The organism is Mycolicibacterium sp. Y3, assembly GCF_051188035.1.
GTDB classification, from domain to species: Bacteria; Actinomycetota; Actinomycetes; order Mycobacteriales; family Mycobacteriaceae; genus Mycobacterium; species Mycobacterium fluoranthenivorans.
Window position 1 is genome coordinate 5,873,789 of record NZ_JAVQLT010000001.1, and the last position, 21,139, is coordinate 5,894,927.

21 protein-coding genes are annotated in these 21,139 nt (G+C 67.6%); 9 read left to right on the forward strand and 12 right to left on the reverse strand.

Annotated features, from left to right (window positions below; translation table 11 throughout):
• Positions 1–2 precede the first annotated feature (2 nt).
• From QN239_RS28805 to QN239_RS28825, 5 genes are all read right to left on the reverse strand, one after another.
• Positions 3–1,118, reverse strand: a complete 1,116-nt coding sequence (locus QN239_RS28805; protein WP_499015568.1) for an acetate kinase — start codon at positions 1,116–1,118, stop codon at positions 3–5.
• Entirely contained in the window at positions 1,115–3,193 is a 2,079-nt protein-coding gene (gene pta, locus QN239_RS28810) for a phosphate acetyltransferase (protein WP_499015569.1), read from the reverse strand. Before pta ends, QN239_RS28805 begins: the two co-directional genes overlap by 4 nt.
• Before the next feature lie 39 nt (positions 3,194–3,232).
• Positions 3,233–4,591, reverse strand: a complete 1,359-nt coding sequence (locus QN239_RS28815; RefSeq protein WP_499015572.1) for an HNH endonuclease signature motif containing protein — start codon at positions 4,589–4,591, stop codon at positions 3,233–3,235.
• 157 nt (positions 4,592–4,748) lie between these two features.
• The gene (locus tag QN239_RS28820; protein ID WP_499015573.1) at positions 4,749–5,993 is read right to left on the reverse strand and encodes an aspartate aminotransferase family protein; all 1,245 of its coding nucleotides are present in this window, start codon (positions 5,991–5,993) and stop codon (positions 4,749–4,751) included.
• A gap of 20 nt (positions 5,994–6,013) precedes the next feature.
• Positions 6,014–7,573 carry an APC family permease gene (locus tag QN239_RS28825; protein WP_167156375.1) on the reverse strand — a complete coding sequence of 520 codons (1,560 nt, stop codon included), beginning with the start codon at positions 7,571–7,573 and terminating at the stop codon, positions 6,014–6,016.
• Between the two features lie 253 nt (positions 7,574–7,826).
• On the opposite strand from QN239_RS28825, the gene QN239_RS28830 reads away from it, so the two are divergent.
• The 3 genes from QN239_RS28830 to QN239_RS28840 are packed head-to-tail and all read left to right on the forward strand — an operon-like array spanning position 7,827 to position 10,415.
• Complete coding sequence (locus QN239_RS28830; protein ID WP_499015575.1) at positions 7,827–8,816, forward strand: phosphotransferase enzyme family protein; 990 nt, start codon at positions 7,827–7,829, stop codon at positions 8,814–8,816.
• A gap of 8 nt (positions 8,817–8,824) precedes the next feature.
• Positions 8,825–9,601 (forward strand): 3-oxoacyl-ACP reductase FabG, encoded by a 777-nt coding sequence (gene fabG, locus QN239_RS28835; protein ID WP_499015577.1) that lies wholly within the window; start codon positions 8,825–8,827, stop codon positions 9,599–9,601.
• Positions 9,602–9,620: 19 nt separating this feature from the next.
• Complete coding sequence (locus QN239_RS28840; protein ID WP_499015578.1) at positions 9,621–10,415, forward strand: GntR family transcriptional regulator; 795 nt, start codon at positions 9,621–9,623, stop codon at positions 10,413–10,415.
• Between the two features lie 36 nt (positions 10,416–10,451).
• Here the strand turns inward: QN239_RS28840 and fgd are convergent, their stop codons facing one another.
• Positions 10,452–11,462, reverse strand: a complete 1,011-nt coding sequence (gene fgd / locus QN239_RS28845) for a glucose-6-phosphate dehydrogenase (coenzyme-F420) (protein WP_499015580.1) — start codon at positions 11,460–11,462, stop codon at positions 10,452–10,454.
• 72 nt (positions 11,463–11,534) lie between these two features.
• Here fgd and QN239_RS28850 point away from each other — a divergent pair, with 72 nt between their 5' ends.
• Together QN239_RS28850 and QN239_RS28855 are read left to right on the forward strand one after the other, a co-directional pair.
• On the forward strand, positions 11,535–12,272 hold the full coding sequence (locus QN239_RS28850; RefSeq protein ID WP_499015581.1) for an MBL fold metallo-hydrolase: 738 nt from the start codon (positions 11,535–11,537) through the stop codon (positions 12,270–12,272).
• Positions 12,269–13,021: a class I SAM-dependent methyltransferase gene (locus QN239_RS28855; RefSeq protein ID WP_499015582.1), complete on the forward strand. Its 753-nt coding sequence runs from the start codon at positions 12,269–12,271 to the stop codon at positions 13,019–13,021. The genes QN239_RS28850 and QN239_RS28855 overlap by 4 nt, the downstream gene beginning before the upstream one ends.
• On the opposite strand, the gene QN239_RS28860 is transcribed toward QN239_RS28855, so the two are convergent.
• Together QN239_RS28860 and QN239_RS28865 are read right to left on the reverse strand one after the other, a co-directional pair.
• Positions 13,014–13,304: a hypothetical protein gene (locus tag QN239_RS28860; RefSeq protein ID WP_090358807.1), complete on the reverse strand. Its 291-nt coding sequence runs from the start codon at positions 13,302–13,304 to the stop codon at positions 13,014–13,016. The two genes, QN239_RS28855 and QN239_RS28860, sit on opposite strands and share 8 nt — an antisense overlap.
• Positions 13,305–13,313: 9 nt before the next feature.
• Complete coding sequence (locus QN239_RS28865) at positions 13,314–14,423, reverse strand: LLM class flavin-dependent oxidoreductase (protein WP_499015585.1); 1,110 nt, start codon at positions 14,421–14,423, stop codon at positions 13,314–13,316.
• A 93-nt stretch (positions 14,424–14,516) separates the two neighbouring features.
• On the opposite strand from QN239_RS28865, the gene QN239_RS28870 reads away from it, so the two are divergent.
• Entirely contained in the window at positions 14,517–14,906 is a 390-nt protein-coding gene (locus tag QN239_RS28870; RefSeq protein ID WP_499015587.1) for a guanyl-specific ribonuclease, read from the forward strand.
• Entirely contained in the window at positions 14,903–15,184 is a 282-nt protein-coding gene (locus tag QN239_RS28875; protein WP_499015589.1) for a barstar family protein, read from the forward strand. Before QN239_RS28870 ends, QN239_RS28875 begins: the two co-directional genes overlap by 4 nt.
• On the opposite strand, the gene QN239_RS28880 is transcribed toward QN239_RS28875, so the two are convergent.
• Entirely contained in the window at positions 15,181–15,831 is a 651-nt protein-coding gene (locus tag QN239_RS28880) for a TetR/AcrR family transcriptional regulator (RefSeq protein WP_499015590.1), read from the reverse strand. The two genes, QN239_RS28875 and QN239_RS28880, sit on opposite strands and share 4 nt — an antisense overlap.
• A gap of 66 nt (positions 15,832–15,897) precedes the next feature.
• On the opposite strand from QN239_RS28880, the gene QN239_RS28885 reads away from it, so the two are divergent.
• Positions 15,898–17,010 (forward strand): FAD-dependent oxidoreductase, encoded by a 1,113-nt coding sequence (locus QN239_RS28885; protein WP_499015592.1) that lies wholly within the window; start codon positions 15,898–15,900, stop codon positions 17,008–17,010.
• Here QN239_RS28885 and QN239_RS28890 read toward each other — a convergent pair.
• Positions 17,007–17,762, reverse strand: a complete 756-nt coding sequence (locus QN239_RS28890; protein WP_499015595.1) for a glycosyltransferase family protein — start codon at positions 17,760–17,762, stop codon at positions 17,007–17,009. The two genes, QN239_RS28885 and QN239_RS28890, sit on opposite strands and share 4 nt — an antisense overlap.
• 419 nt (positions 17,763–18,181) lie before the next feature.
• On the opposite strand from QN239_RS28890, the gene QN239_RS28895 reads away from it, so the two are divergent.
• A complete protein-coding gene (locus tag QN239_RS28895; protein ID WP_167156350.1) occupies positions 18,182–19,042 on the forward strand; it encodes an SDR family oxidoreductase in 861 nt (286 codons plus the stop codon).
• On the opposite strand, the gene alr is transcribed toward QN239_RS28895, so the two are convergent.
• Entirely contained in the window at positions 18,988–20,124 is a 1,137-nt protein-coding gene (gene alr / locus QN239_RS28900; protein WP_499017006.1) for an alanine racemase, read from the reverse strand. The two genes, QN239_RS28895 and alr, sit on opposite strands and share 55 nt — an antisense overlap.
• Positions 20,118–21,137 (reverse strand): aminotransferase class IV, encoded by a 1,020-nt coding sequence (locus QN239_RS28905; RefSeq protein ID WP_090358794.1) that lies wholly within the window; start codon positions 21,135–21,137, stop codon positions 20,118–20,120. Before QN239_RS28905 ends, alr begins: the two co-directional genes overlap by 7 nt.
• Positions 21,138–21,139: the final 2 nt, after the last annotated feature.

Sequence of the window (21,139 nt, forward strand, 5' to 3'; positions counted from 1 at the left end):
GGCTACCCCTCCAGCAGGGCCGCGCAGGCGCGGGCGATGGCCAGTTCCTCGTTGGTCGGGATGACCAGCACCGTCGTGGGCGATTTGTCGGCCGAGATGCGCCGGGCCACCCGCTCCGGTGCACTGTTGAGCGTCTCGTCGAGTTCGATTCCCAGCGAGGACAATCCGGTCAGCGCGTCCAGACGCACCAGTGCGTCGTTCTCCCCCACCCCGGCGGTGAAGGTGATGACATCCGCACGGCCCAGCAGCGCCAGGTACGCGCCGATGTACTTGCGCAGCCGGTGGATGTACACCTCGTAGGCCAGGCGCGCGTCGTCGTCGCCGGCATCGATGCGTTTGTGCAGTTCCCGGAAGTCGGTCTCGCCGCCGAGCCCGTACACTCCGGAGCGGCGATTGAGCATGCTCTCGATGTCCTCGACCGTCATCCCGGCGGCGCGCCAGAGGTACATGATGATGCCGGGGTCCAGGTCACCCGACCGGGTGCCCATCACCAGGCCCTCCATCGGGGTCAGGCCCATCGAGGTGTCGATCGCCCGGCCGCCGGCGATCGCCGAGGCCGAGGCGCCGTTACCCAGGTGCAGCACAATCTGATTCAGCGAGTCCAGCGGCGCGTCCAGGAACAGGGCGGCCTGTTCGCTGACATACCGGTGCGACGTGCCGTGGAAACCGTACCGCCGGATGTGCCACCGCTCGGCCACCTCGCGGTCGATGGCATACTCCGCCGCGGCCGCGGGCAGATCGTGGAAGAACGCGGTGTCGAACACCGCGATATGGGGCAGTCCGGGCAGCAGCTTGCGGGCCTCGCGGATACCCAGCACCGCCGGCGGGTTGTGCAACGGGGCCAGCGGCGCCAGCTCGTCGATCTTGGCCAGCAACTCGTCGTCGATGACGGCAGGCTGATAGAAGCGGCGCCCGCCGTGCACCACCCGGTGCCCGACCGCCACCAGGTCGTCGGTGTGCACCCCCGCCGCGGCCAGGGCGTCGAAGACCTCCCGCAAGGCGGCGCTGTAGTCGGTGACGCGTTCCACGATGCCGCTGCACAGTGAGCGGCCGGAATCAGCCTCCAGCACCTGGTATTTCACCGAGGAGGACCCGGAGTTGAGCACCAGTACGCTCATTTGCCCTGCGCCTGGATCGCCGTGATCGCCACGGTATTGACGATATCCTCCACCAGCGCACCTCGGGACAGGTCGTTGACGGGTTTGTTGAGCCCCTGCAGCACCGGGCCGATCGCGATGGCCCCCGCGCTGCGCTGCACCGCCTTGTAGGTGTTGTTGCCGGTGTTGAGGTCCGGGAAGATCAGCACCGTGGCCTGGCCGGCCACCGGGGAGTCCGGCATCTTGGTGACCGCCACCGACGGTTCCACCGCGGCGTCGTACTGGATGGGGCCCTCCACCAGTAGGTCCGGTTCCCGCTCACGCACCAGTTCTGTTGCGGCCCTGACCTTGTCGACATCAGCACCGGTACCCGAGGTACCGGTCGAATACGACAGCATGGCGACCCGCGGGGCGATGCCGAACTGCGCGGCGGTCCGCGCCGAGGAGATCGCGATATCGGCGAGCTGTTCGGAGGTCGGGTCGGGCACGATGGCGCAGTCGCCGTAGGCGAGCACCCGGTCCTCCAGACACATCAGGAAGATGCTCGACACCGTCGAGACCCCGGGCTGGGTCTTGATGATCTCGAAAGCCGGGCGCACCGTGTGCGCGGTGGTGTGCGCCGCACCCGAGACCATGCCGTCGACCATGTCGTTGTGCACCAGCATGGTGCCGAAGTACGACACGTCATGGATGATCTCGCGGGCCTGCTCGACGGTGACCCCCTTCTTGCTGCGCAGTTCGGCATATTGGCGGGCGAACCGGTCGCACAGCTCGCTGGTGCGCGGGTTGATCAGCTGGGCACCGTCGAGGTCGACGCCCAACTCGGCGGCCCGGGCCCGCACCGCGGATTCGTCGCCGAGGATGGTGAGGTCGGCCACCCGGTGCGCCAGCAACCGGCCGGCGGCCTTCAGGATCCGGTCGTCGTCGCCCTCGGGCAGCACGATGCGTTTGCGGTGGCTGCGCGCCCGGTCCTGCAGCTGGTAGGTGAACATCTGCGGGGTGATCACCTCGGGGATCGGAATGGCCAGCTGAGCAAGGAGATCCGCGGTGTCCACATGGGACTCCATCAGCGCCAGGGCCGTGTCGATCTTGCGAATCGAGGTCGCCGTCACCCGTCCGCGAACCTTGGCCACCGCCCGCGCCGTGTCATAGGTACCCGCCTCGGTGGCGATGACCGGCAGCCGGAGGTTGAGCCCGTCGACCAGTTTGGCCACCGCCGGGTGCAGTTCCAGTCCGCCGTTGAGGATCAGGCAGGCCAGGGACGGGAAGTTCTCGGCGGCATGCGCACCCATCACCGCCATCACCACATCGGAGCGGTCGCCGGGGGTGATGACGGCCATACCGTCGCTCAGGCGTTCCAGCACATGCTCGGCCGTCATACCGGCGACCAGCACGCTGAGCGCCTCACGGCTCAGCAGCGCCTCGTCACCGTCGGTCAGGGTGCCTTGCACTGCATCACGCAGTTCCGCGACCGACGGTGCGACCAGCAGCGGCTCCTCGGGCAGCGCATAGCTTTTCGGGCCGTTCGGGGTGAGCGCGGCGGCCAAGGTGTCGATCAGGGCGGTCAGCTGCGCGGGGTCGCATCGGTTGGCCACCACCGCCGCGGTGTGTGCGTGTTGGGCTGTCAGCTCCGCCAGACACAGCTCGACGACCTGCGTCACCTCGTCCGGGGTGCGGTCCGAGGCCCGCACCGACAGCACCACCGAGGCGCCCAGGTTGACCGCGATCCGCGCGTTGACCGCCAGCTCACTGGGGCTGGCCACATCGGTGTAGTCACTGCCGACGATCACGACGGCATCGCACTGGGCGGCCACCTCGTGGTAGCGCTCGACGATCTCGGTGATGGCGCCGTCGAGGTCTTCGTGCAGGCGCTGGTAGCTGACCCCGACACAGTCCTGGTAGCTCAGCCCGGCCGTGGTGTGGGCCAGCAGCAGTTCCAGGATGTAGTCGCGCCGCTCGCCCTCGGAGCGGGCGATCGGCCGGAACACGCCCACTTTGGCGACGGTGGCCGCCAGCCGCGCCAGGATTCCGAGCGCAATGGTGGACTTCCCGGTGTCACCCTCGGGTGAGGCGATGTAGATCGCGGACGCAGCCATGGGTAGAGCCAACCAAATGAGTGAACGTGAGCCAACTCATCATGGGTCCTCCCCGGGTCTGAGGAGATCTTCGGGGTGGTGAAGGGGGTTGACCCGAGGCGGGCCGGCATCCAACTGCGGTGGCGGAATCCATTCGACCCGGCCGCCCTTGCCGATGCGGGTCTGCCAGCCACCCTCTTTGACCAGCCGATTGTGCGGCCCGCAGGCCAACCCCAAGTTCGGGATGTCGGTTTTTCCGCCTGCTCGGTAGTCGGTTTCGGCGTGATGGCTCTGGCACAGGTACGCCGGGACGCGGCAGCCGGGATACGTGCACCCGCGATCGCGGGCGTGGAGCACCAACCGCTGCCCTGGTGAGGCCGTCCGCTTGGCCCGGCCCAGATACAGCGGCACCGCCGTATGCCCGTCGAAGACGCTCAGATAGTGCCGGGCGTGGCCGGCTATCCGGATCAGATCGCCCATCGGCAGCTTCGAGCCGCCGCCGGTGCGCGCGAACCCCGCGGCGTCCTCCAGCTCGGTCAAGGTGGTGCTCACGACGACGGTGACGGGCAGCCCGTTGTGCTCACCCAACTCCCCCGAGGTCAGGGCCGTGCGAGCGATCGTCATCAACGCATCGTGCTGGCGCTGCCCGAGGCTGCGGGTGTCGGCGGCGACCGCCTCGGCCGACGGGGTCCCTTTGGTGATCGGAGTTTCGTCCGCGGGGTTGCACATGCCCATGGCCGCGAGCTTGCCCAGGGCCGGCTCCAGATAGGCACGCAATTCCGGGGTGATCTTGGCACGGAGGTCGCTCAGCCCGTCGGCATCCTGCGGGCCCAGGATCAGCTGGCGGAACATCTCGCGCCGATCGACGACGTCCTCGTCGTTGGGTTCGGGCCCGTCGGGATCGAGCAACTCCAGGAGTAACGACGCCGCCCCGCGCAGCGCCTCGGGGGCCTGAATCGACGCGACCCCGGCCAGATCGGCCTCGGCTTGGGCACGGGTCTGTGCATCGACTCGGGGCGGGATCTTCTTCATCGTCCGGGTGATGATGCGGACATGTTCGGCCGAGAGCTCACCGCGCGCCAACGCGGCCGCCGTCGCCGGATACTGCGGCTCCAGTGGTTCGCCGGCGATCGACCGCCGCGGTCCCAGCAGCTCGCCCTCGGCGAGCCGCCGGCAGGCTTCGGTGTTCGAGATGCGCAACCGGATGGACAGCACATCGGCCCAGCTACGGATGCCGAGCTCGGCCGGGCTGGACTGTGCCTTCACCGCCGCCATGACTCGGTGCTGAACCGCGGGCAGCCTCCGGTACACCTGCTCCAGCGCAGACTGGACCTCGAGCAACTCGGCGACGGGGACCTCGTCGAACGCAGCCGTGGACAGCTTGTCCACGATGACCGCGAGATCGCCGACGCCTTCCATGATTCGAACACTAGTACGAGCCACCGACAGGTACCGACGTTATCCACAGTCGCCGATTCATCCACAGATCTACTGCTGCAAAGGAATTGGATCTTGACAGGCGACTAAACCTGCGCGCTGGAGTGGCCCTCGCACGCCGCAACCACGTGCCCGGGAGTCACAGCTGCGCCAGCACCGCCTCGAACTCCGTGCAGAACCGGTCCACGTCGGCCAGGGAGAACACCATCGGCGGCCTGATCTTGAGCACGTCGCCGTGCGCCCCGCACACCGAGATGAGCACCCGGCGCTCCCGCATCGCGTTCACCAGCCGCCGCGCGGTGTCACGGCCGTCCACCTCGACCCCGACGTACAAACCAGCGCCACGCACCTCACGGATCTCCTCACGGGTACCCGCCAACCGGGCCAGCTCCTCGCGCAGTGCGGTGCCCACCTCCAGGGCATTGGCGACCAGCTTCTCGTCCTCGATCACGTCGAGCACCGCCGACGCCGCAGCCATCGACACCGGATTCCCGCCGAACGTGTTGAAATACGGTATTCCGCGCGCGAATTCGTCCAATACCTGCGAACGTGCCGCCATCGCCGCCACTGGCATCCCATTGGCCATCGGCTTACCCATGGTGACCAGGTCGGGCACCACACCGTGGCGCTCGAACCCCCACATGGCCTCGCCGGTACGCCCGAACCCGGGCTGCACCTCATCGGCGATGAACACCCCGCCGGCGGCCCGCACTGCGGCCACCGCCGGCTCGAGCACCGACGGGTCCGGGTAGATACCGTCCGAGGAGAAGATGGTGTCGACGATCAGTGTGCTGACCCCGAGACCGGACTCCTGCAGGTCGGCGATGGCGGCCTGCACCCCGGCCAGGTCGGGGGCAACCGTGCGGACATGTGCGCCGACGGCTGCCGCACCGCCGATGGACGGTGAAATCGCCGTCACCGCAGCAGTATTCCCGTGATAGGCATCGCTGGTGATGATGACCCCGGTGGCCCCCGTGTAGGTCTGGGCCACCCGAAGCGCCAGATCGTTGACCTCAGATCCGGTGCAGGCGTACATCACCTGGTCGATCTCTTCCGGCATGCTCGCGAGCAGCCGGCGCGAGTAGTCGACGATCCCCTCGTGCAGATACCGGGTGTGGGTGTTGATCATGCCCAGCTGCCGCGTCACCGCGTCGACGACGTGCGGGTGACAGTGCCCGACGCTGGCGACGTTGTTGTAGGCATCCAGATAGTCGCGCCCATCGGCGTCATACAACAGGGTGCCCTGGCCGCGGACCAGATGTACCGGCCGTTCGTAGAACAGCCGGTACGCCGGTCCCAGCATCCGGCCCCGAGCAGCTATCAGGGGGTCGTCCTGTTGACCGCCCTGATAGCTGTTGGAGTCCATGATGTTGGAAAATGCCATGATTCTTGTCAGCGTCTTCGTCAGCGCTCGTGAGCTTCTTCCAACACGGTACGACCCAGTTCGGCGTACCGTGCGGGTTCCTTGTACTTCAGGAAGACGGCCCACAGCAGGCCACCGATCCCGACCACGCCGACGATCCACGGGATGGCCGCGAACACCCAGTCCGAGGCCGCCGTTCCCGCCGCAAAGGACGCGTTGATGGCCAGCAGGTAGATCACGTAGACCATGCCGAGCCCACCGAGCAGCGGAGCCAGGAAGGTGCTGAACCAGTTGGCGGTCTCGGGATGACGTTTCTGCACATGGAAATACGAGATCACCGAGAACGCGGCCAGTGCCTGCACGATCATGATCGCCGTCGTGCCCAGCAGAGCCATCAGGCCGTACAGGCCGGTGTAGGGATCGCGACCGGTCACCTCGAAGAACAGCACCACCAGGGTGGCGAACCCGGTCTGGACGAAGCCGGCGACGTGCGGAGAACCGTGCACCGGATGGGTGGCACCGACGGTCTTGCGCATACCGGGCACGACATCCTCGCGGCCCAGGGCGTACAGGTAGCGGGCCGCACAGTTGTGGAACGCCATACCGCAGGCGAACGAACCGGTCATCAGCAGGATCTTGAACAGGTCCACGGCCCACTGGCCCAGGTGCTCGTGCACCGGGTTGAAGAAGATGTTGCCCGCGGTCGCCGAATCCTGTGCCAGCGCAACGGCGTTCTCGGGCCCGGTGCCGACGATCGCCAGCCAGGACACCAGCACGTAGAACACACCGATGCCGATGACGGAGCTCACCACGGCGATCGGGATGATCTTCTTCGGGTTACGCGACTCCTCGCCGTACATGGCGCTGGACTCGAAACCGACCCAGGACCAGAACGCGAAGAACAGGCCGACACCCGCGGAGCCGGCGACGGCGATCGTGGAACCGTCGGCGCCCGTGACGACACCCGACAGGCTGTGAAAACCGTTGAGCGGGTTGAGCGAACCCCAGGACCAGCCCTGCGGGCCGCCACCGGTGAACAGCACCGAGAACGCCATCAGCGCGAGCATGACGATCTCGGTGACAAGGAAGACGCCGAGCACCTTGGCGGCCAGGTTGATGTCGAAGTAGGTCAGCAGGGCATTGACGGCCAGCATCACCAACGCGAACACGATCCACGGCACGTGCACGTTGAACAGGGAGGAGAACAGGTCGTTGCCGAAGAAGGAGAAGATGCCGATCAACGACGCCTCGAACACCATGTACGCCAGCGCGGTCAAGAAGCCCGCACCCAACCCGACGATGCGTCCCAGGCCGTGTGAGATGTAACCGTAGAAGGCACCCGTCGCGGTGATGTGCTTGCTCATCTTGGCGTAGCCGATGGCGAACAGGGTCAGCACGATGGTGGCGACGAAATAGCCGGCCGGCGCGTACGCGCCGTTACCGAAGCCGACCGAGATCGGCACGTTGCCGACCATGGCGGTGATCGGTGCAGCGGTGGCGACCGCCATGAACAGCACACCGACCAGCCCGACCGCGTTCGGTTTGAGGCGCTGGATGGTGTCGGCGCCCGCGGGCGCCGGTGGATCGATGATCTCGCTCATTGAATCCCAATCTGAGGGCATTTCTGGTGACCATTATTTGGTCTGGTATCCGAATGTCACCGGCGCCGATGTCGGTGACGAACTGCAACGTCGGCCATTGTTACCTCGTCGAGATTGCTTGGTCAACTGGGAAACTCAGTCGTCACAACGCATTGTTTCCGGCACGTTTCGAGCCTGGCAGCTTTTGCAACAGCGAGGTAAATCTCGGCTATTTGGTCTGCTTTGGGTCGATACTTGGCCCACACTGGTCGGCATGCCGGGATTGCCTGCCGACCATGAGCGCTTCGCCCGGGCGGCACTCCCCGCCTATGGGCGCGATCTCGATACCCCGTTGCGCCTGCTGAGTCTGTCCGAGAACGCCACCTACCTGGTGTGCGACGACGACCCGATCGTGCTGCGGGTACACCGGCCCGGATATCACTCACTGGAGGCCATCCGCTCGGAGCTGGCCTGGATGGGCGCCCTGCGCACCGAAACCGCGGTCAAGACACCCGAATTGGTGCACTCCTGCGCCGGTGACGAGGTGGTGACCGCCATCGTGGGCGACCGTCACCTCTATGTCGACGCCGTCACCGTGATCCCGGGTTGCACCGCCGAGGAGGTCCCGGACTCCGTCGGGTTCGCGACCCTGGGCGAGTTGACGGCGATCATGCACGAACACGTGCAGGGCTGGCCCATGCCGGTGGGATTCACCCGGTTCCGCTGGGATCTCGACGATATCCTCGGCCCCGGTGCGCGATGGGGCGACTGGCGGGAGGCATCGGCCCTCGCCGACACCGACCGGGCATCCATCACGCGTGCGGTACATCGCGTCACCGAAGAACTTTCCGAATTCGGTACCGGTGCGGACAGATTCGGGCTGATCCATGCGGACCTGCGGCTGTCGAACCTGATGGTCGACCCGGCGGCACCGTCGGACGGGATCACCGTGATCGACTTCGACGATTCCGGGTGGGGCTGGCACCTGGCAGATCTGGGCGCGGTGGTGTCATGGATCGAGGACACCCCCGAAGCCGAGCGCATAGTGGCCGAGTGGCTGCGCGGGTACACCAAGGTGCGCACGCTGCCCGAGCAGCATCTGGCGCTCATCCCGACATTCGTCATGCTGCGGCGCATCCAGCTCACCGCGTGGATCGCCTCACATGCCGACGCCGACGCGGCCATCGCGATCGGTCCCGGCTACGCCGTCGGGACCGCCCGGCTGGCCGAGCGCTATCTCGACGATCACACCTGGTTACGTTAAGGAGACACATGTTCGACCTGCAGTCCCGCTCGGTACTGGTGACCGGCGGCAGCAAGGGAATCGGCCGCGGGATCGCCGGCGTCTTCGCCCGCGCCGGGGCCGACGTGGCCGTCGCGGCACGCTCGGCGGCCGGCCTGGACGAGACCGTCGCCGCCCTCGACGAGCTGGGACCCGGGAAGGTCGTCGGGGTTCGCGTCGATGTCAGCGACCGGCAGTCCTGTACCGAGATGGCCGCGACGGTCATCGAGGCCTTCGGCGGCCTGGACGTGTTGTGCGCCAACGCCGGGATCTTCCCCGATGCGCCCTTGGCCACCATGACCCCGGAGCAGCTCAACGAGATCATGGGCATCAACGTCAATGGCACCTTCTTCGCGGTGCAGGCCTGCCTGGACGCGCTGATCGCCTCCGGGAGCGGCCGCATCATCCTGACCTCGTCGATCACCGGGCCCATCACCGGCTACCCGGGCTGGTCGCACTACGGGGCCACCAAAGCGGCGCAGCTGGGGTTCATGCGCACCGCGGCGATCGAACTGGCGCCGCACAAGATCACCGTCAACGCGATCCTGCCCGGCAACATCATGAGTGAGGGCATGATGGAAAACGGCGAGGAGTACATCGCCAGCATGGCGCGGTCCATTCCGGCCGGCGCCCTGGGCACCCCGGAGGACATCGGCCACCTGGCCGCCTTCCTGGCCACCGCCGAGGCGGCCTACATCACCGGTCAGTCCATCGCCGTCGACGGCGGTCAGGTGCTTCCCGAATCCCTGGATGCGATCGTCAACTGATCGCGGAAGAGGCCTGACCATGGAAGAGACGGCGGGAGGTGCGGTCGCCGAGGATGTGCGCCGGCGCATTCTGTCGATGCTGTCCAGCGGGGCATTGCGGCCGGGTTCGCGGCTGGGCACCGAGCGGGAGATGGCCGAGAGGTTCGTGGTGTCGCGTGCGACGCTGCGCAGCGCGCTGCTACCCCTGAGCCAGGCCGGCGTGCTGGAACGGCGCACCGGTCGCGCCGGCGGCACCTTCATCCGCGCGGATATGGTGCAGCGCGGCGCCGCCGAACAGGCCGGGCTGCCCGCGCTCCTGCAGAGCGGCGGCCACACCAGCGCCACCAAGGTGCTGGCCACCGACCGCAGGCCGGCCACCGTCGCCGAATCCGCGGCGCTGGAGATCGCCGAGGAAGCCGAGGTCTTCGTCATCCGGCGACTGCGCTACGCCGACGGGGTACCACTGTCGGTGGACATGTCCTGTTTCATCACCGAGCAGGTCGGTGATCTGCTGGAGCAGCCCCTGGGTGGTTCCCTCTACGAGCTGCTGCGGGTGCGCTACGGCCTGGTGCCGGCCACGACCAACGAGACCATCGAAGTGGTCAGCGCCAGTCCGCGCGAGGCGCAGTGGCTGGACATCGCGCATCGCAAACCGCTGCTGGCCATCACCCGGGTGGCCCGCGACGCGGCCGGCAGGCCGTTCGAGTACGCCTACGACCTGTTCCGCGCGGACCGGGTGCGGCTCACCGCCACCGTGTCCGCCGTCGCCCACGCACACCCGGCACGGGAACGCCGGGCCGACGACGGCATGGTGGAGCGCATCGTGAGCGCCTGATCATTCCCCGGTCGCTTCGCTCCAGCCCGCCGGTCACTACCCCAGCTTGCGCAGCCGGGGCTCCAGGTCCCGCTTGAACAGTTCGAGGAAGCGGCGCTGGTCGTGACCGGGCGCGTGGAACACCAGGTGGTTCAGGCCCCACTTGACGTAGTCGGCCACCTTCTCGACGGCCTCGTCGGGATCCGATGCGACGATCCAGCGTTTGGCCACCTGCTCGATGGGCAGTGCGTCGGCGGCCTTCTCCATCTCGATCGGGTCGTCGATGGAGTGCTTCTGCTCGGCGGTCAGCGACAGCGGCGCCCAGAATCGGGTGTTCTCCAGCGCCAGCTCCGGGTCGGTGTCATAGGAGATCTTGATCTCGATCATCCGGTCGATATCTTGCGCGTTCTTCCCGGCGGCCTCGGCACCTTCGCGCATGGCCGGGATGAGCTTGTCCTTGTAGAGCTCCTCACCCTTGCCCGAGGTGCAGATGAAACCGTCGCCCGCGCGGCCCGCGTACTTGGCCACCTGCGGCCCGCCCGCGGCGATGTAGATGGGGATACCGCCCTCGGGCACGTCGTAGATCGAGGCGCCCTTGGTCTTGTAGAACTCGCCGTCGAAGTCGACGCGGTCGCCGAGCCACAGTTCGCGCATCAGGCGGACCGACTCGCGCAGCCGCGCGTAGCGCTCCTTGAACTCCGGCCACTCGCCCTCGTAACCGGTGGCGATCTCGTTGAGCGCCTCCCCGGTACCGACACCGAGGAAGATCCGGTCCGGATACAGGCAGCCCATCGTGGCGAATGCCTGGGCGATGACCGCCGGGTTGTACCGGAAGGTCGGGGTCAGCACCGAGGTGCCCAGGACCAACCGTTCGGTGCGCTCGCCGACCGCCGTCATCCATGCCAATGAGAACGGGGCGTGTCCGCCCTCGTGCCGCCACGGCTGGAAGTGGTCGCTGACGGTGGCGCTGTCCATGCCGTGCGCCTCTGCCGCCACGGCCAACTCCACGAGTTCGCGCGGAGCGAACTGTTCCGCTGATGCCTTGTACCCCAATTTGAGTTCAGCCACGTGTCTTTTCTACTCCCTGCCCTGCACTTCTATTCCCAAGCCCCGGCCAGGGGCCCGCCTAGACTCGACCCGGTGGGCGCCTCGATCGAATTGACAGCTGTCACCGACACCGTGCATTTCGTGCAGACCGACCTCGTCAACTGGACGCTGGTGACCGACGGCAACGGTGTGCTGATCATCGACGCCGGCTATCCGGGTCAACGCGGGGACGTCGTCGAATCGGTGCGCCGGCTCGGCTTCCAGATGCAGGACGTGCGCGCCTTCCTGCTCACCCACGCGCACGTCGACCATTTCGGTTCCGCCATCGGTTTCGCCAAAACCCTTGGCACACCGGTGTATACGCACGCAGCCGAGGTCGGTCACGCCAAGCGCGAATACCTGGAGCAGGTGGCGCCGATCGATCTGGTGACGCGGATCTGGCAGCCCCGGTACCTGGCCTGGACGGCCGCCATCATCGGCAAAGGCGCGCTGACCAAGGAAGGCATTCCGGGCACCCAGGCCCTGGGTGAGGACATCGCGGCCACCCTGCCGGGCACCCCGACGGCCATCCCCACCCCCGGCCACACCGGGGGGCACTGCTCCTATCTGGTGGACGGCGTGCTCGTCAGCGGCGACGCCCTGGTGACGGGGCACCCGTTGAGCTCGCGACGAGGTCCGCAGTTGCTGCCCGGCCTGTTCAACCACGATCAGCAGAGCTGCCTGCGCAGCCTGGACGCGCTGGGCATGCTCGACACCGAGGTGGTGCTCCCCGGTCACGGACCGGTGTGGCGCGGCGCGGTCCGCGACGCCGTCCGGCAGGCCGCCCGGTGACCGGCCGGGCGCCGGTCCATCGTGACCGGGAGCGGGCGAACTCGTTCGGCTCCGCCGCCGCGCGTTACGACCGGCACCGCCCGCGCTACCCCGCCGCACTCATCGCGGATCTGGTTGAGCGCCAAGGCATTCGGGCGCTCGATGTCGGGGCGGGCACCGGTATCGCGACCGCGCAGTTGCGCGACGCGGGCGCCGACGTGCTGGCGGTGGAACCCGATCCGCAGATGGCCGGGATCGCCGCACGGAAGGGCCTCGCCGTGGAGGTGTCCAGTTTCGAGGACTGGGACGCCATGGACCGCACCTTCGACCTGGTGGTCTTCGCGCAGTCGTTTCACTGGGTGGATCCAGAAGCGGGGCTGCGCAAGGTCCGCACCCTGCTGGCCCCCGGCGGCCGGCTGGCACTGCTGTGGAACCGCATCGTGCCCATCACCCCGAGCCCGGCCGAACTCGGCCGCGCCTACGAGGGCATCCTCGAGGAATGGCAGCGGCCCTCGACCGATATCGAGGGCGCGCACCTCGACCCGCTGCTCGCCGCCGCCGGCCTGTCAGGTGAACGCCGGCGCTATGTCGAGCACCCGCACTACACGTGCGGGGACTGGGTGGATCTGGTGACGACCTACTCCAATGTGCTGCGGCTGCCTCAATCCGAACAGGGCGAACTGCGGTCCCGGCTGACCGCGACGATCGGCGCGGCCGGTGTCCACGCCACCAACGACGCGCTGGCGGTGCTGTGCACCCGCCTCACGTGAGCACGTCATAACCGAGCAGGAACACCCCGGTCAGGAACAGTCCGCAGGCCAAGACGATGGCCGGCATCAGGATCATCCCGTCCAGCTCATCGTCGTCGAACGGGTCGGTGAGGACACGGCCGAACAGCACCCGGCCGATCACATTGCCACGCAAGGCGATCACGGTCCGTCGCATCCCAGGGGAATCGCTGTTGCGGCCGACGACGAGACGCAGGCCGACCCCGGCCAGCGCCGTCAACAGGGCCGCCGCCAGGATCAGCAGCCCGACGGTCGTTTGCGACACGACACGAGCCTAGCTCGCCCACCTCTTGGCGATCAGCTCATGGGACCGCAGCCTGTCCTCGTGGCGGTGGGTCACCGAGGTGATGACGAGTTCGTCGGCGCCGGTCACACGCTGCAACGCAGCCAGCCGGTCGGCCACCTGATCGGCATCACCGACGAACTGGGTGTCGATCCGGTCCTGCACTAGGGCCAGCTGCTCCTCGGTCAGTGGGGCCACGGTGTCGGGGTCCGGATACGGGGCGGCACCGCCTCCGGCGCGGATGGAATGCACCCAGTGGCCGTAGCTGCCGGCCAGATGGCGCGCGGTCTTCTCGTCGTCGGCGACCAGCACATCCGCGGACACCACCACATACGGTTCGGACAGCTCGGCGGACGGCTGAAAAGCGTTGCGGTACGCGTCGATCGCCTCGAGTGCGGTGGACGGGACGATGTGGTACGCGGAGACGAAAGGCAGTCCGAGCTCCCCGGCCACCCGGGCGCTCTGACCTTTGGAACTGCCGAAGATCCACGGCCGCAACGATGTCGATTCACCGGGGGTGGCATGCGCCTCGAATCCCCCGGTCTGATAGGTACCGCCGAGCAGCGCCACGATATCGGCCACCTGCTCACCGAAATCCGGTGAGACCGCATCGGGTTGCTGCAGGGTCGCCATGATCGCCCGCAGCCGCGGAGTGCGCATCAACGCGCCGACATCGAACGGGGCGGGCACCACCACGCCGTCCACCACGTGCCGTTCTCTGGGCGGCTTCGGGGCGCTCGGTGCTTCCCGCAGCGACTCGGTGCGGCGCTGGCCCGACCGGCCGACCCCCAGATCGATCCGGCCCGGGTAGAACGCGTCCAGGATGCCGAAGCTCTCGACCACGGCGATGGCGGTGGTGTATCCGAGTTGCACCGCGGCCGCGCCCACCTGGATGGTGCGAGTCGCCGCGGCGATCTGGCCGATCAGCACCGCAGGCGACGAGCTGGCCACCGCGACATAGTGATGCTCGGCCAACCAGTACCGGCGGTAGCCCCACCGTTCGGCGTGCTGGGCCAGGTCGACGGTGTTGCGCAGTGCCGTGGCCGCGTCGCTGCCCGCGCTGATCGGCGCGAGGTCGAGAACGGAGAGCGGAACGGTCATCACGTCATGTCTAACGTGTCCGCGCCAGGTGCATTCCAGATGGGGTTGATCGGATCACCATGATCTGAAATCCGGCCTGCTAGCGTCGTGCCGATGCGGGCGGCGGCGGTGGCGGCACTGGTGTGCGGCCTGTTGGCCGGCTGCACCACCACTGCTCCGACGGCCACCCCGACAGCCACCCACGCGGACGGCACGTGCGAGCTGGGTGGCCTGCCCCCGCAGGCCGGCGAGACGGTGCACCGCATCGAGTCCGGCGGCCCGTTCCCCTACCCCCGCAACGACGGTGTGGTGTTCGGCAACTACGAAGGCAGGCTGCCCAAGCGGGAGCGCGGCTACTACCACGAGTACACGGTGCCCACCCCGGGCCAGTCCAACCGCGGCACCCGCCGCATCATCACCGGTGGGCAACCCCTGATCCGGCCGCCCGAGTTCTACTACACCGGCGATCACTACGAATCGTTCTGCCTGATCGGAGGCGTGTGAAGACGTACCGGATCGACGGGTCCCGGATCGGGTCGGCAGCGGACTTCTACACCGAGGTCGGCCGCGCGGTCAACGGTGACGGCGGCTATTTCGGGTCGAACCTCGACGCCCTGGCCGATTGCCTGCGCGGCGGTTTCGGCACACCGGAGGAAGGCGGTTTCCGGTTCGTCCTGGCCCCGTATCAGGGGGCCAGGGCGGCGATCGGCGAACCGGTGTGGAGCACGCTGCTGCGGGTGTTCGTCGACAACGGCGTCGACCTGTGGTTGAAGAACAACTAGCTCAGGGTGTCCATCCCCGCCAGGATCAGGTCGACTCCGGCCAGAAACTGCTCGCGGTCGTCGTGATCGCAGAGCTGGGCGGCCACCGAGTGGACGAACGGGTACCGCGCGGGGTCGTTGCGTGTCCACTGCCGCACCACGTCGGCGAGAAACGCGGTGCGGTCCGCCCCGGCCACCTGTGACCGGGCGTTCTCGGCGTTCTGCGCCGCGACGCCCAGGATGTAGTTCATCAGCGCGGATGCCGAATTGAACTGTGCCGCTTCGGGAACACCGAGCGCCCGGATCCGGCCGCCGATACCTTCGAAGATCTGCAGCAGTGCCGACCAGGGGTGGCGGTGCAGCTGGGCACCGGCCCAGGGATGCTCGTCGATCGCATCGAACAGACCCACCGCGATGGCCCGGATCGCGTCTGCCGGCGCCAGATCGCCGGCCACCCCGGCCATGGCGCGGGTGACGATGCTGTCGGCCGCCGCAGCGAGCAGCGCGTTCTTGTCTGGGATGTGGTGGTAGATCGCCCCGCTGCCGGTGGCCAGTCGGGCGGCGAGCGCCCGGAAGGTCAGCGCGCCCTCGCCGTCGGTGTCGAGTATCTCGATCGCCGCCTCGACGATGCGCTCCTTCGACAGGGCATCCGTCCGGCGTTCGGCCACACCTCATCTTGACATGTTTGGAACGTTGTTCCAACCTGATTGGAACAACGTTCCAAAGGGGGCTGGATGACGACGCACGTGACGATCGTGGGCGCAGGCATCGGCGGTCTGGTGCTGGCGCGGGTGCTGCACGTGCACGGCATCCCCAGCACGGTGTACGAGGCGGAGTCGTCCGCGGGCAGCCGCGCCCAGGGCGGACAGCTCGACATTCATCACGACACCGGTCAGCCCGCGCTGGAACTGGCCGGACTGACCGAACAATTCCGCGCGATCATCCACGTGGGTGCCGAGGCGGACCGACTGCTGGCGCCGGATGGCACGGTGCTCATCGACGAGCCCGACGATGGCGCCGGCCGTCGTCCCGAGGTGTTGCGCGGTGAACTGCGCCGGGTGCTGCTCGACTCACTGCCCGGGGACACGGTGCGGTGGTGCCACAAAGTGGCCGGCGCCCGACCGCTCGGCGCCGGCCGGCATGAGCTGAGCTTCACCGACGGCGGCTCGGTACATACCGAACTGCTGGTCGGCGCCGACGGCGCATGGTCGAAGATCCGACCACTGGTCTCGGACGCCGCACCCGGCTACGCCGGCATGACGTTCGTCGAGACCTATCTGCACGACGCCGATACGCGTCACCCCGGCGCCGCCGCGGCGGTCGGCGCGGGCTCGATGTTCGCCGTCGCGCCGGGCAAGTGGATCGGCGCCCATCGTGAGCCGAACGCCGTGCTGCACGCCTATGTCGCGCTGCACCGGCCCGCCGAATGGATCGCGGCCGTCGACCTCACCGACACCGCCCGCGTCGCAGCCGAATTCGACGGCTGGGCACCCGAACTCACGGCGTTGATCACCGACTGCGACGCGGGACCGACGGTCCGGATGATCCACACCCTGCCGACCGATCACCGCTGGGATCGCACCCCTGGCGTGACGCTGCTCGGCGACGCCGCCCACCTGTCGCCGCCGTCCGGCGAGGGCGCGAACCTGGCGATGATGGACGGCGCCCAACTCGGCGCGGCGCTCGCCGCCCACCCGGGCGACACCGAGGCGGCGCTGACGGCCTACGAGGCGGTGATGTTCCCCCGAAGCGAGTCCGCCGCCCTGGAAGCACTCCGGATGCAGGCCTCCTTCGGCGGTGCGCACGCGCAGTCCGAGCTGACGAGCACCCTCTCGCGCGAAGGCTAGCCGGACAGATCCGCAGTGGAACGGTCGCGCAGCGGATAGCGCACGGCCTCAACGTGTTTGATCTCCGCCAGCTTGTACCGGCCGTACTGCCGGCGCATACCGCGTCGCATGTCGAGCAGCGCGGTGTTGGTGTAACGCCGCCTGCCGTGACATTCCGAGGCGCTGACCTTGCCCAGGTGATTGACGAATGAGCGCTCGGTGACATAGATGCCGAAGCCGGCCTCACGCACGCGGATACACAAGTCGACATCCGCCCCCCAGGCGAACTTGCCGAACGTCCTGCAGTCCAGATCGCCGACCGCCGCCCACGCATCGGCGAAGAACGCCATCGCCGTTCCGTCGATCCCGGCCACGCTGCGGTAGTAGTCACGAGGACGGTATTGCGAAGCGGGGCCCTTGTATTCGGAAACCTGCGCCCCCCACGATCCCTGGTCGTACAACGGGGACAGCAGGCCGATATCGCCGGGCAGCCGTGGATCCAGCACGCCGTCGAAGAAGCCCGAAGACAACCTCGTGTCGTTGTTCAGCGTCAACGCCACCCGGTATCCACTGGAAAACGCCACTCGGAAGCCGAGATTGGAGGCGCCCGCCCACCCGATGTTCCCCTTGGGTCGGATGACCTCTTCACCGCCGAGCGGCACGTACCCACCCCCGTTGTCGACCACCAGGACATCGGGTCGAGACGCCTGGGCACGGATATCCGACAACACGGCATGGGTGAGTTCGACGCGCCCGTAGGCCGGAATGATCACCAGGCATTGTGGCTTGTCACGCTCGGTACGGTGCTGCAAATCAATCCCCCGCGAATGATCTTCAGACATAAGCGATATCGCCGAATCAGGGCGATTCCGGAACCTTAACGCAACCTGAGAGAACCGTCACCGAGATTCCTCTCGCCGTTCCGAGTTATTTGCAAACGCAATAATGACCTCTCCGTCAATATGCGGAGAACCGCCGGTTTCAGCAACACGATCTCGCGAGAACGGCCGCGCATGCTCCGCCGAGGCGAGGCAGTGCGCCCGCTCCGGCAAACCCCACGCGGTGATCATCGGCCGGCCACCGGCCGGTCGGCAGCCGTCAAACCGACGGACCGCTCGATCCGCGCACCGTGCCCGTACGGAACCGGGAGCACGCTTTCGCGAAAAACTTGACACATGTAAAGTTCGGTCCCATGGACAACATCAGGGGCAAGACCATCGCGATCACCGGCGCCGCTCGCGGTATCGGCTATGCCACCGCCAAGGCCCTGCTGGCTCGCGGCGCCCGCGTCGTCATCGGTGACCGCGACGTCGCGTTGCAGGAGTCGGCCGTCGTCGAACTCACCAAGCTGGGACAGGTGTCCGGCTATCCCCTGGACGTCACCGACCGGGAGTCCTTCGCGACGTTCCTGGACAAGGCCCGCACCGACGGTGGCGGCCACATCGACGTGCTGATCAACAATGCCGGCGTGATGCCGGTCGGGGCGTTCCTGGACGAGACCGAACAGTCGATCCGGTCATCGCTGGAGGTCAACGTTTACGGCGTGCTCACCGGCTGCCAGCTCGCACTGCCGGAGATGGTCAAGCGGCGCAGCGGTCACGTCATCAACATCGCTTCGCTGTCGGGCCTGATCCCGCTGCCCGGTCAGGTGGTCTACGTCGGCGCCAAGTACGCCGTGGTCGGACTGTCCACCGCGCTGGCCGACGAGATGGCGCCGTACGGCGTCAACGTCTCGGTGGTCATGCCGCCGTTCACCAACACCGAGCTGATCTCGGGCACCAAGTCCAGCGGCGCGATCAAGCCCGTCGAACCCGAAGATATTGCGGCAGCCATCGTCAAAACCTTGGACAAGCCCAAGACCCACGTGTCGGTGCCGCCGCCGCTGCGGTTCACCGCGCAGGCCGCGCAGATGCTCCCGCCCAAGGGCCGGAGGGCACTGAACAAGGCGCTCGGCCTGGACAAGGTGTTCCTGGAATTCGACAAGTCCAAGCGCAAGGCCTACGAGGACCGCGCGAGGGCCGCCCAGGGCGTCATCGAGTCCGGCGGCAAATAGCGCCGCTCGGTGCGCCCGCCGATCCCGGTCAGGATCTCGTAGTCGATGGTGCCGGTGGCGTTCGCCCAGTCGCCGGCGGTCACACCGGCACCACCGAACAGCACCGCCCGATCCCCCTCGGTCACGCCACCGCCGTCGTGGCCGAGGTCAACCACCAGCTGGTCCATGCAGATCCGGCCGACCCCGTCGAAGCGGCGGCCGTTGATGTACACCGGCAGCCGATTACTCAGCGCGCGCGGCACCCCGTCGGCATACCCACAGGCCAGCACGCCCACCACGGTGTCAGCCGGCGCAACCCAGGCGTGGTTGTACGAAACACCCTGCCCGCCAAAGATTCTCCTGACCTGCGCCACCTCGGCGGTCATCGTCATCGCGGGTATCAACCCGAAGTCGCCGAGGGCCGGCACCGGGCTGCGCCCGTAGATCGCGATACCCGTTCGCACGATATCCCGGGCCAGGCTCCGATCCGTCAGCGCGGCAGCCGAATTGGCGAGATGCACCCGTTGCGGTCGCAGTCCGGCCCGACGCAGGTCCACCACGCGGTCATCGAGCCCGGCGGCCTGGACGGCATTGAGCGGATGACCCGGTTCATCGCCGCGGGCCAGGTGACACATCACCGTGCGCAGCACCAGCGCCTCGTCTTTGAGCAGCGCACAGATATCGGGCCAGTCGCGTTCGGACACCCCACTGCGGGCCAGACCGGTATCGACTTTGACGCCGACGGTGGCGGCGCGGCCCAGCCGGTGCGCCGCGGCGATGACCGCGTCCAGCTGCCCCGGCGTGGACACCACCACCTCGACATCGACCTGCACCGCAGCGGCGAAATCCGTTGACGGCGTGTGCAACCACGCGATCACCGGGGCCAAGACACCCGCCGCCCGTAGCGCAAGCGCCTCGCCCACGGTCGCGACCCCGATCTCGGTGGCCCCGGCCGCCAGCGCGGCACGGCCCACGGCGACCGCGCCGTGCCCGTACCCGTCGGCTTTGACCACCGCGATGACCTCGGCGCCGGACCGCTCGCGCAGAATACCGACGTTGTGCGTGATGGCCGCCAGGTCGACGACCGCCTCGGGACTCAGTATTCGATCGCTTCGATCAACGGGGACGGCTCGTCCATCAACGCCCAGAACCGGTCCCGGATCGCCACGGTCATCGGGCCGGGTTCGCCGTTCCCGATCGCCTCACCGTCGAGGGAGTTGATCGGCGTGACCCCACCTGCGGTGGTGACGGCCATCAGTTCGTCGGCGTCGTAGAGTTCGTGGCTGGTCACGTCACGCAGGGTGGCCTCGATGCCCATCTGGTCGGCCAGCTCGAAGACGGTCTTACGGGTGATGCCGGGCAGGGCATTTCGCGACGGAGAGGCCAGCTTGCCGTCCTTGACGATGCACACGTTGAAGCCGGGGCCCTCGGCGACGCAGTTGTCCGAGTCGAGCAGGATCGCGGTGCGCGCGCCACGATCCTTGGCCTCGAAGCTGGCGGCCGTGAGGTCACCCCACTGATAGTTCTTGATGGTCGGGTCGACGGTGTTGCGGCCGGCCCGCCGGACGTGGCGCGGCACGATGGCGGTGGTGCCGAAGATCTGCTCGGCCGGCGGGAACGCCCACAGGTACGGGATGGCGTAGATGTACACCTGATGGGTGAGCTTGGTGAGATCCTTCTCGCCCTTGCGCTTTCCGTATCCGCGGGTGACGGTCAGGTTCACGAACGATTCCCGCAGCTGCGACAGCGAGACACACTTCTTCGTGATCTCGGCGAGCTCGTCCTTGGTCAGCCCCGCATCCAACCGCAGCTTGCGGGCCCCGTCGAGGAGCCGGTCCAGATGATCGCCGAGCCGGAAGATGTTGCCGTGCCAGACATGCGCCACGGTGTAGGTCAGGTCGGAGTGACCGAAGCCGGTGTCGAAGATCGAGATCTTGGCTTCTTCGGCGGGCATGTACTCGCCTTCGATCCAGGCCACCCCGCCCGCGAACGGGCTGGAGGTGTCGAGTTCGTAATCGCTGTACTGGATCACCGAACCGGCCGGGGTGTCCTCGCGGATGGCGGCGCCGGGCTCGACGGCGACGAGATTGCTGGTGCCTGCGTCTGCAATAGTCATGT